Annotated in this window: 10 protein-coding genes and 1 riboswitch; of the genes, 6 read left to right on the forward strand and 4 right to left on the reverse strand. The window is 29.6% G+C overall.

Going from position 1 to position 10,680, the window contains the following annotated elements:
* Positions 1-7: 7 nt before the first annotated feature.
* A riboswitch (cyclic di-GMP riboswitch) is annotated at positions 8-97 on the forward strand.
* Between the two features lie 242 nt (positions 98-339).
* Both V7Q02_RS13015 and V7Q02_RS13020 read left to right on the forward strand, forming a co-directional pair.
* Complete coding sequence (locus V7Q02_RS13015) at positions 340-672, forward strand: hypothetical protein (protein ID WP_333861464.1); 333 nt, start codon at positions 340-342, stop codon at positions 670-672.
* A 67-nt stretch (positions 673-739) separates the two neighbouring features.
* Complete coding sequence (locus V7Q02_RS13020; RefSeq protein WP_333861465.1) at positions 740-1,726, forward strand: 3-oxoacyl-[acyl-carrier-protein] synthase III C-terminal domain-containing protein; 987 nt, start codon at positions 740-742, stop codon at positions 1,724-1,726.
* Positions 1,727-1,853: 127 nt separating this feature from the next.
* On the opposite strand, the gene V7Q02_RS13025 is transcribed toward V7Q02_RS13020, so the two are convergent.
* Genes V7Q02_RS13025 through V7Q02_RS13040 form a run of 4 tightly spaced genes read right to left on the reverse strand, consistent with a single transcriptional unit; the run spans position 1,854 to position 5,607 of the window.
* Positions 1,854-2,987: an ABC transporter permease gene (locus V7Q02_RS13025; RefSeq protein ID WP_333861466.1), complete on the reverse strand. Its 1,134-nt coding sequence runs from the start codon at positions 2,985-2,987 to the stop codon at positions 1,854-1,856.
* Entirely contained in the window at positions 2,984-3,781 is a 798-nt protein-coding gene (locus tag V7Q02_RS13030) for an ABC transporter ATP-binding protein (protein ID WP_333861467.1), read from the reverse strand. Before V7Q02_RS13030 ends, V7Q02_RS13025 begins: the two co-directional genes overlap by 4 nt.
* 12 nt (positions 3,782-3,793) lie before the next feature.
* Positions 3,794-4,912 (reverse strand): HlyD family secretion protein, encoded by a 1,119-nt coding sequence (locus tag V7Q02_RS13035; protein ID WP_333861468.1) that lies wholly within the window; start codon positions 4,910-4,912, stop codon positions 3,794-3,796.
* Between the two features lie 17 nt (positions 4,913-4,929).
* Positions 4,930-5,607, reverse strand: coding sequence for a TetR/AcrR family transcriptional regulator (locus V7Q02_RS13040; RefSeq protein ID WP_333861469.1), 678 nt, complete (start codon positions 5,605-5,607; stop codon positions 4,930-4,932).
* 338 nt (positions 5,608-5,945) lie between these two features.
* Between V7Q02_RS13040 and V7Q02_RS13045 the strand changes: the two genes are divergently transcribed.
* From V7Q02_RS13045 to V7Q02_RS13060, 4 genes are all read left to right on the forward strand, one after another.
* A complete protein-coding gene (locus V7Q02_RS13045) occupies positions 5,946-7,139 on the forward strand; it encodes a multidrug efflux MFS transporter (protein WP_333861470.1) in 1,194 nt (397 codons plus the stop codon).
* A gap of 265 nt (positions 7,140-7,404) precedes the next feature.
* Positions 7,405-8,169, forward strand: a complete 765-nt coding sequence (locus V7Q02_RS13050; RefSeq protein WP_333861471.1) for a LytR/AlgR family response regulator transcription factor — start codon at positions 7,405-7,407, stop codon at positions 8,167-8,169.
* A 263-nt stretch (positions 8,170-8,432) separates the two neighbouring features.
* Positions 8,433-9,209, forward strand: a complete 777-nt coding sequence (locus V7Q02_RS13055) for an ABC transporter ATP-binding protein (protein ID WP_333861472.1) — start codon at positions 8,433-8,435, stop codon at positions 9,207-9,209.
* A complete protein-coding gene (locus V7Q02_RS13060; protein ID WP_333861473.1) occupies positions 9,202-9,900 on the forward strand; it encodes a hypothetical protein in 699 nt (232 codons plus the stop codon). Before V7Q02_RS13055 ends, V7Q02_RS13060 begins: the two co-directional genes overlap by 8 nt.
* Positions 9,901-10,680: the final 780 nt, after the last annotated feature.

The raw sequence follows: 10,680 nt of genomic DNA on the forward strand, positions 1-10,680 counted from the left end.
GAATATATATTGATAATAGCACACTTATTGAAAAGTAAGGCCGCAAAGCTATGGGTCTAAAGAAAATTTATTTTTCTATGATTGCCAGGTCGCCAAAATTATAATTGTAAGACTTTAATATGTATATTATATTTTTTGGTGCCTATGCGATATAGGCACCTTTTAATTTTTTATCCGAACGCTACCATTGCTAATTCTCCCATCTTCTTCAAAGTGGGAGATAAGCACTGCTACACGTCTGGATAAGTTCTTCAGAATCACTTGATCATAAGAATATTAGTACTAACAGCTGTAATATTAATAAATTCAAATAAAATGAGAGGATAGGTGTATTTAACTATGAAAAAACATAATATTAATTTGGACAAGGGGAAAAAAGAATTGAGTGTAAGAGTATGGGGGATGTATGAAGAGAAAGATGCTAAAAGTTTTATAGAAGAATTTCAAAAAACAGTAGCTGCTATACAACCTTCAGAGTATACATTATCTTTTGATTGCAAAGAGTTAAAGGTTTCTACCAGAGACATGGTGCCTATGCTGGAAGGTTGTTTTAAAATGTATAAGGATTTAAATTTTAAAAAGGTTACCATAGATGGAGGAAATAATGCAACTTTAAGGATGCAGTTTACAAGAATAGCCAGAAATTCGGGACTTCAGGCTGAAATAATTTAATAGCACCTTTTAAAAGAAATATAGATTGAACTTTATTATGTATTTTTGTTATTCAAGGAGGACTAATATGGGTGTGAAATTAAGCTGTATTGATATTTGTCAGGGTTCTAAAGTTGTCTCAAATGATTTTTATTTAAAGCACTTTGAGAAACAGGGTAAACATGTAGAACATTTATTAGAGGATATAATGGGAAGAGATAAAAGATTTATGTTTGACGAAGGTGAAAATACTTTATCTTCAGCCTTAAAAGTATCCAAATCTGTATTAGTAAAGGCAGGCTTAAAGGGAAATGATATAGATATGATAATATGTTCTTCTATATTATCAGAATATATTGCACCTTCCATGGCAATTTTGTTACATAAAGAATTAAATGCAGGAAGAAATGTAATGTGTTTTGATATGAATGCCAATTGTGCTGGTATGACAGTTGCCCTAGAACTTGCATCAAATTATCTGATAGCCTCAAATAGGGCAAAAAGAGCCTTGATTGTGGGCTGTGATGATATGCATTCTTTAATTGATCCTAACAATGAGCTTTGTTATGGTAATTATGGACATGCTGCTTGTGCCATAATTCTGGAAAAGGTAAATGAAGATTGCGGCATACTTGATGAGGAATATTATATAAATACAGAAGAAAGTGAAAATATCATGTGTCCAAGGAATGGATTTTCCAGTTTTTTTAAGTCTAAAAATGTAGATGAGTTTTGCTTTAAATGGCTCCCCTTTGATGGAGGAGCTTGCGTTTATCCTGCAGCTGAAATTATGACTAAAATGTTAGAGAAAAAAGGATTGACGTCAAAAGACATAAGTATGTTTTGTTTCTCACAGTTTGCATTTTCAAATATAAAGCATATAAGAGAACTTATGAACATAGATGAAGATAATAGTATCTATATAGGTGATAAATATGGGTATACTAGTACAAGTAGTCCTTTTATAGCTCTATATAAGGCTATAGAACAAAAAAAGGTTAAAAGAGGAGACTATATAGTATTTTGGACTATAGGCAGTGGTTCTCAAAGTATAGTAATGCTTTATAAATATTAAAAAATATATCAAGTGATTCTTGGGTTCAGATGGAGTATAGTTTTTAGCATAACTAAACTCCATCTGAACTTTTAAAGTACCTCCTCTAAATCTCGTGAAAATTTAAGGATGTAGAAAGTATTTAATATTAATCTAATGTTTTGTTAAATTTAACCACGGTAAAACCTATAATGACAATAATTAATACACTTAAAGATATTATGGGACCTATAATGTATGACAGACCCACTCCTTTTACTATTATAGCCCTTAAAATTTGAAGAAAATAAGTCAGCGGCAGAATACAGCTTATGAGATAAATTATCTTTGGCATGGCTTCTCTTGGAAACATGAACCCTGACAGCAGTACACTGGGAAGTAAGAGTGCCAAAGAAGCCTGCATTGCCTGCAGTTGGGTTTTGGCCACAGTGGAAATAAACATACCCATGGATAGAGAACATATTAAAAATAATGTTCCAAGTATCATAAAAAGTGCTACACTTCCTTTTATAACTATGCCAAAAAGTAGATTGCCCAGAATCAGTACAGTTACCATATTTAAAAACCCAATTATTGTATAGGGTATTAATTTTCCTATTATCAGCTCAAAAGGAGTAATAGGTGTCATAATAAGTTGTTCAATAGTACCTTTTTCCTTTTCACGTACCATTGCAAAAGAAGTTAATATAATAGTAATATTTTGAAGAATAAGCCCCATAACCCCAGGTACATTAAATTTACTGCTTTCTAGTGTAGGGTTATAGAGAAGGAGAGGTTTTATATTTATTCCTGCATTTTTTGACAAAGAATTTCCAGATTTTTTTACCTCTACTTTTTTTATCTTAGTCGAGTAGTTATTTCCTATGAGCATGGAATAGGACAGGGCAGTTCTTGCTATAGTAGGGTCGGAGCCATCTACCAGAACTTGAACACTTGCTGTTTCATTTCCATTTAATTTTTTGGAATAGTCAGGAGGTATTATAATTCCTGCTTTTACTTTTCCCATATCAATATATTTTTCCACCTCATTATATGAATCTGCAGAACCATAAAGTTTGAAATAGTATGAATTTATAAAGGCATTTATAAGTGCTCTGCTTTCTAAAGTCTTGCTGCCATCATATACCATAAGGTTTACATTATTTACATCCGTATTTGCTGCAAAGCCAAATAAAAGCAGCATCATTACTGGCATTACAAGAGCTATAACAAGACTTGGCTTATCTCTTTTTATATGGATAAATTCTTTTTTTGTCACTGTAAGCAGTCTTTTAACTTTCAATATTTATTACCTCCTTTTTTATTTTTTATTTGTTTTAATTTTGTAAAGGAGGATACCACTTCTCTATTTGAAAGTTCTTTCACGTATTTAATAAATATATCCTCTAAGTTTTCCATATTATTTTTTTTGTATAAATTTTCAGGAGTATCTATGGTTATAAGTTTGCTGTTGAATATAAAACCTATTATATCGCAGATAGAAGCTTCATCCATGTAATGGGTGGTTACAAGTACAGTGATTCCATCTGATACCAGGTTGCTTATGGTATACCAGAATTCTCTTCTTGAAACTGGATCCACTCCAGCTGTGGGTTCATCTAAAATTAAGAGGCTTGGATTGTGTATTAAAGAGCATCCAAGTGCAAGTCTCTGTTTCCATCCCCCGGAAAGCGTTCCAGCAAGACTTTTTTCTTTTCCTGTGAGATTTGCCATGTGAATAAGTTCTTTTTTTCTCAAATCAAGCTTTTCTCTAGGAATCATATATATATTGCCATAAAAATCTAAGTTTTCCTCTACGGTAAGATCCTCATAAAGACTGAATTTTTGAGACATATAGCCTATGTTTTGTTTTATTTTTTCGGAATCTTTAACAAGGTCATACCCTAAAACTGAACCTTCCCCTGAAGTGGGTTTTAAAACCCCGCATATCATCCTTATAGTTGTAGATTTTCCAGAGCCGTTGGGTCCCAAAAGACCAAATATTTTTCCCTTTGGAATAGAAAAGGATACAGTATCTACAGCTGTAAAATCCCCAAATTTTTTTGTAAGGTTTTTAATAGAAATTGCATAATCCATAGTAATTCTCCTTTATTTTAGAGTAACATCTAAGAGCATGCCTGACTTTACATACTGAAGATTATCTGATATTTTTATCTTTACTTCATATACAAGTTTCATCCTATCTTCCTTGGTGACAATATTCATAGGCGTAAATTCAGCTTCTTTAGAAATATAAGATATTTTTCCCTTTATAATTTTGTTTTTTATAAAGTCACTTTTCATGGTAACTTCTTTGTTAAGCTTTACATAGGGAAGTGTTTTTTCAGGAACATATATTTTTATATACATATTATTATTGTCAAGAAGGGTTATAATTGGAGAACCTAAAGATACATATTCTCCCTTTTTAAAATTAACTGTTTCCACAATTCCATCTGATGAAGCTTTTATGTTGCTTTTATCCAAGGCAATTTTAGATAGTTCCATATTCTGCTCAGCTTGCTGAATACCATAGTTGGCTGTGGCTTTATCTCTGGAGGTAGTACTATTAACTAAAAGATTAAGTTTGTCGGTGGCGGCTGCTAGTTGTGCTTTGTAGCTTTTAAGCTGGGCATTTGCAGAGGATAGGGCACTTTTGGCATTATTTAGAGATGTTTTGGCATTATCTAGATCATTTTTGATTTTATCCAAGCTTTCATTGGATTCATAGCCTTTCTCATTAAGATTTAAGTGGTCATCATATGTTTTTTTCTTATAATCATAGTTGCTCTGGGCGTTACTGAGGTTATTCTGGGCAGTTTCAAGGGCGGCTTCCCCTTGTGTTACTAGAGATTCGCTTTGTGTTACCAGTTCTTTTTGTGCATTTATCTCTTCAACTCTGGTGCCATCATTGACTTTACCTAGTTCATTTTCTGCATTTTCAAGTGAAATATTGGCCTGATTTACACTAATTGTACTTTCATCTGAATCCAGTACTGCTATTATATCTCCGGCTTTAACTTTTGTACCTTCTTCTACTCTGATATCCTTTATTTTTCCTGATAGTTCACTGCTGGCACTTAATTCATCTGCTTCCACAGTACCTGAAAACTGAAATTCATTGGAATTTTTATCCATAGTATTTTTAATAACAAAAAATATTGACAGGCCTATTAAAATTACAGTAAAAATAATAATTGGTTTCATATTTTTCAGTTTATTTTTCATGGATTTTCCTCCTGATTTTATCTTTGTCTGATGCCGTTAAGCAAAATATCTGTTAATTTAGTTATTTCTTTTTTATCACCTTCTCCTGCAAAATATTCAGGAAAAACACTGCTTAAAAATATGTAGCCTCCTACAATGCTTATTATGCTTCTCAATATAGAGTAGGGTTCAATATTACGCAGTTCATTTTTATCCATATGCTGATTTATAAACTTTTCAGTTACAGGAAAAGCTTTAGATATTATTTGTTCTTTAAGTACAGTTAAAAGTTCTGGATGATAGGATGCCTCCACCAGGACAGTTTTAATAAGTGGAAGATTTTTTTTTACCAGGTCTATCCTATCCGCCATAAGTTCTTTTAAAACTTCATCTATGGGTTTATCCTCACTGCTTTCTATTATTTTTATGACAGACTCCAGTACAAGGGGTTTCATAAATTTTGTGGCAAAGGGAATTATAAGTCCCATAAGAAGATCTTTTTTTGTCTTGTAATATCTAAATATTGTTCCTTCAGCCACAGAGGCCTCTTTTGCAATTTCACTGGTTCTGCTGTTTCCATAGCCGTTTTCAGAGAATACTTTAATGGCGGCATTTAAAATTTGCCATTGTCTTTCTGTGAATTCTTTATCGTTTAAATTGTTGTCATTTAAAAAATCTTCAAAAAGCTTTTCATAATTATTATCTGAAAAATTCATATCATACCTCCATAAGAATAAATGAGTAAGTACTCACTTACAATGTACTACTTTTTAATATACTTGTCAATTAGGTTTTTATCCGAAGGCTACCATTGCTAATACCCCCCAATTCTTCAAAGTAGGGGATAAGCGCTGCTACGCCCCTGGATAAGTGATTCTAAGGTTCAGATTACGATGCATATTCCTTATAAGTAAACTCCATCTGAGCCAAAGAATCACTTGATATGGAAAAAGTATTATTTCGTAAGTGTAATTTTACGCATATTTTTAAAAAAGTTTATGGTATTATTTATAGTAGGATTAAACATTACAACTATAAGAAGAAGGCTTAATTTATGAAGATTTGGAAGAGAAATTTGATAGTTTGCTGGCTTGGTATGTTTGTAACATCAATAGGGATGAGTCAGATAGCTCCTGTGATGCCCCTTTACATTAAGTACCTTGGAATCCATGATATAAATTCCATAGAACAGCTTTCAGGAATTGCTTTTGGGATTACTTTTGTGGTTTCTGCTGTTTTTTCACCAATCTGGGGTGAGGCAGCAGACAAATATGGAAGGAAACTGATGCTTTTGAGAGCTAGTTTTGGAATGTCAGTTGTAATATTTTGTATGGGATTTTCACATAATGTGTATGAACTTATAGTGCTAAGGATGCTTCAAGGTGTTATTACAGGGTATAGTACAGCCTGTATTACATTAATTGCTACTCAAACTGAAAGGGAACATGTGGGATTTGCTCTTGGAACACTTTCCACAGCTTCTGTATCGGGTTCACTTATAGGACCTATGATCGGAGGATATCTGGAAGAGGTTCTGGGACTGCAAAGTGTATTTTTTGTAACTGGAACTCTTATGATGATTGTATTCATAACCACAGCTATGTTTGTTAAAGAGAATTTTATACCTTCAAAAAAAAAGGTACTTAATATAAAAGAAGCGTGGAATGAAATACCAAATCGTAATTTAATAGTAATTATGTTTGCAACAGCTTTTATTCTGCAATTAGCTCTTTATTCCATAGAACCTATTGTAACAGTATATGTTACCAAGCTTGCCCATTCTTCTGTACATGTGGCACTGGTTTCAGGACTTACATTTTCGGTATCAGGACTAGCCAGTATAATAGCAGCACCAAGACTTGGAAAACTTTCAGACAGAATTGGAGCTAGAAAAGTTATTCTTATGGCACTTATTGCAGCGGGAATTATATTTATACCGCAGGCTTTTGTAAAAAATCCATGGCAGCTTATGATGCTTAGATTTGTTTTGGGACTAGCAACTGCAGGGTTGACTCCGTCAGTTAATGTAATAGTCAGAAAGATTAGCCCGGAGCACCTTATAGGAAGAATATTTGGATTTAGTATATCTGCACAGTATCTTGGAACTTTCAGCGGTTCAATATTAGGTGGACAGATAGCATCGCGATTTGGAATCCGCAGTGTATTTATTGTCACAGGCGGTCTGCTTTTGGCAAATGCTTTTTGGGTATATAAAGCTGCATATAGAAAATTGAAAGATTTTGTGTAGTTTTGTGTTATTTGAAAAAAATAGAAAATGAGTTACAACTAAAAAATTTTGAGGAACGTACCTAGGATTGTGTAAAACAAATTAAGGTACGTTATTTTAATGCATATATGGATGGACTTGAAGGACTACTACTATTGAGGAATATTATCACAATTTATAATAACTTATATTGAAAATAAGGAAAAAGTAAGTTAACCTGTATATATGAGGATAATTGTAGTATTTTGAATAATTAATTTAAATAATGGGGGTAACTGACGGTAGTATGATTAATATATTAATAGCTGAAGATAATAGTATACAGAGAAAAAACCTTATAAAAATGATATATGAAGCAGATAAAACCTTGAAGATATATGAAGCAGAATCTAAAGAAGAAGCTTTAAAAATTTTACAGGAAGTTTATATAGACTTTTTTTATATAGATATTTCTCTAAAGAATTCTTCAGGGTTGGATTTGGCTTTGGAACTTAGAAAGATTGAAAAATACAAATTTAATTGGATAATTTTTACAACAACTCATATACAATACATGATTAAAGCTTTTAAAGAGGTTCACTGCTACGACTATATATTAAAACCATATGATAAAGATGAAGTAATTAAAATGACCAAGCTTCTGACTTCAAATAGACGTGCATATAACCCATCGAGAAAGAAAGAAAAGTATGTGGTTTTTGATTTGCAAAATAATATCAGCATAAAGTTAAATATAGATGAAATTATTTTTATGGAAGTAGATTTAAGAAGAATAATTTTACATACTAAAAAGGACAAGTATAGGGCAAAGAGGCTGTCCTTAGTGAAAGCCCTAGAAATGATAGATTGTGATTATATATTACAAAGTCATAAGTCTTTTGCTGTAAATATTAATTTTATTAATAAAATTGAAGCTGTGTCTAGTAAATTGAAAATTAGTTTAAAACGATTTTTAAATGACTCAGGTTATTTTTCAATTGTTAATGGAGTAGCTGTTTTTATATTTTCAATAATTGCATTAAATGTAGGTAATTACATTAAATGTAGGTAATTACATTATAATGCCTGCAGAAGATATGGCTATAAAATGGAAGAATGTTTCAGATATAATAAGTATTTTTTCCAAAATTATTTTTATAAGTTGTTTATCTATTTATTATAATAGAAAATTTTTCAAAAGTACAAATAAAATTAAGTTTTTCTCATCATTTCTGGGTCCATATTTAATAGTTACTAGTATCTTTTTTGTAATTCCTAAAATTTTTTGATAATTTTAAAGAGCATGATATTTTTATTTGAAATTAGGAGGAAAAAATGTTCATTATTGATATAGAAAATTTAACTAAAATTTATAGAAATAACACAATCGCGTTAAATGAGGTGAGCTTAAAAGTTAAAGAAGGTTCAACAACTAGCATAATAGGAGAAAATGGAGCTGGAAAATCAACATTAATTAATATTCTGATATCTTTAATAACAAAAAGTTCTGGTAATGTTAGTATATTTGGAAAAATTTTAAATGAGCAAAATGATTATTTTATTAAAAAAAACATAGGATTTGTAGGAGAGCAAATAGGTGCTTATGAGCATCTAAATGTAGTGGAATATTGGAGGTTTATAGCTAATATCTATAAAATTAATAAGAATTATATAGATAAAAGAATAGAAGAGTTGCTATATGTACTAAGTTTAGATAAATCAAAAAAAAAGTTAATAAGAGAATTTTCTAAAGGTATGAAACAAAAGGCATTGTTAGGTGGAGTACTTATACATAATCCTAGACTATTAATATTAGATGAGCCATTAGATGGAATAGATCCATCTTCAAAAATTATAATAAAGAATATTTTGCAGGAATTTAATAGAAATGGATCAACTATATTAATAAGTTCCCATGATTTTTCTATTATAGAAGATATTTGTAGCGACGTTATAGTAATGAATGAAGGAAAAGTTAAATTTCAAGATACGGTTGAAAATATGCATAAGCAATATAATGGATTAACTTTAGAAGAGATATTTATTAAAATTGTAAATAGAGAATTAGATGTTTTAAGAAAAAAATTATCTTGGGGAGGTAAAAATGATTGATATAATACTAAATGATATAAAAGGATATGCTAGGAGAGATAAGAAGAAATATTTATATTTTATTTTAACTATATTTTTAATAGCGTTTTCATACGTTATCTGTATACCTCATGAAAAATTTAACAGATACGCGGAATATATTTTCTTATTGATATTTTGCTGTATATTAATACAAGGAATGTATTCTATGCAGATATTAGTATTAGATCCGTTACAACTAAAAAATACTAAATTTTTATTTGTAACACCAGTAACTATAAAAATATTTGTAATTAGTAAAAATATTGAGATATTTGCTTGTTTGTTTATCCAATTTATAATATTAAGGCTAATTTTTACATTAAGTAATATATCTTTAGTAATTAACTTAGGAAAGAACTTATCACTTATGTCTGCAATTATATATTCAGTAGCTATAGCTAATATTTATTTATTTTTTAATCATAAAAAAGCAAAACAATTAAATGAAGGAAGCAAAGAAGATATTATAAAAAGCATAAAAGTAGGATTTGTATCTCATATAATAACGATTTTAGGGTGTTTGATATTAATATTTTTTGTAATAAGAAATAATATTATGCCTATAATTAATATTATTTCTTCGATCCTGGGTTATATTCTTTCTTATATAATTTTAATAAATAAAATGAAAAAACAAGCAAAATTTCTTGAGGAAATTGAAAAAATATGAAAAGTACAGTGTTGTGTTTAATCGATTTTTTGAAAAATAAAAATTGTATAAGCTCAAAGAATAGTATTGGATTGATTATAAATTTAATTTTAGGGATTACATTAAATATAATGCTGTTTGTTTCCTTTAAAAAAGTAATTAAAAATAGTGAGGTAGACAATAGTTTAATTGTAAGCGGATATTTTATAATAACTTGTATGCTATATGTTATTATTACAATAAGTGATAAAATAAAGAATTTAGAATATGTTAAGAATTTTTTTGTTTTACCAATTCAATATGAAGAAATATTTTTGAGTATAATTTTATATGGATTTTTTTCATGGAGCAATATTATGTCAAGTATAATGTTAGTCATACCATCACTTCTATTTGCTCAATGTTTTTCAAATTTTATTATATTAACAATAGAGAGTTTATTTATCTTAATTTTTATAGAATTATTGTCATTAATATTTTGTGAATTTTTAAAATGTATGAAATATAGTAATTTTATGATTATTTTATTTATAATTATTATAATAATTTTAGTTTTGTTAGTTAGAACATTTTATAATAATTTAATTAAAATGGTAGGATATAGTTACTTATATAGTCACATCAGTTTAATAAGTATAATTGGAGTTTTACTAATTTGTTTTTATAAAATTTCACAATGGATGTTTATTAAATATAAGCATTTATTTCAAAACTATTAGTTTCAAATCGAATAACTAAGAAGTGAAATTTTTAGGCGTAGTTCAAGTATGATGGAGATTTTCATTTAGAATAATATGGATG

It is taken from the genome of Clostridium sp. (genome assembly GCF_036781005.1).
GTDB lineage: Bacteria > Bacillota > Clostridia > Clostridiales > Clostridiaceae > Clostridium_B.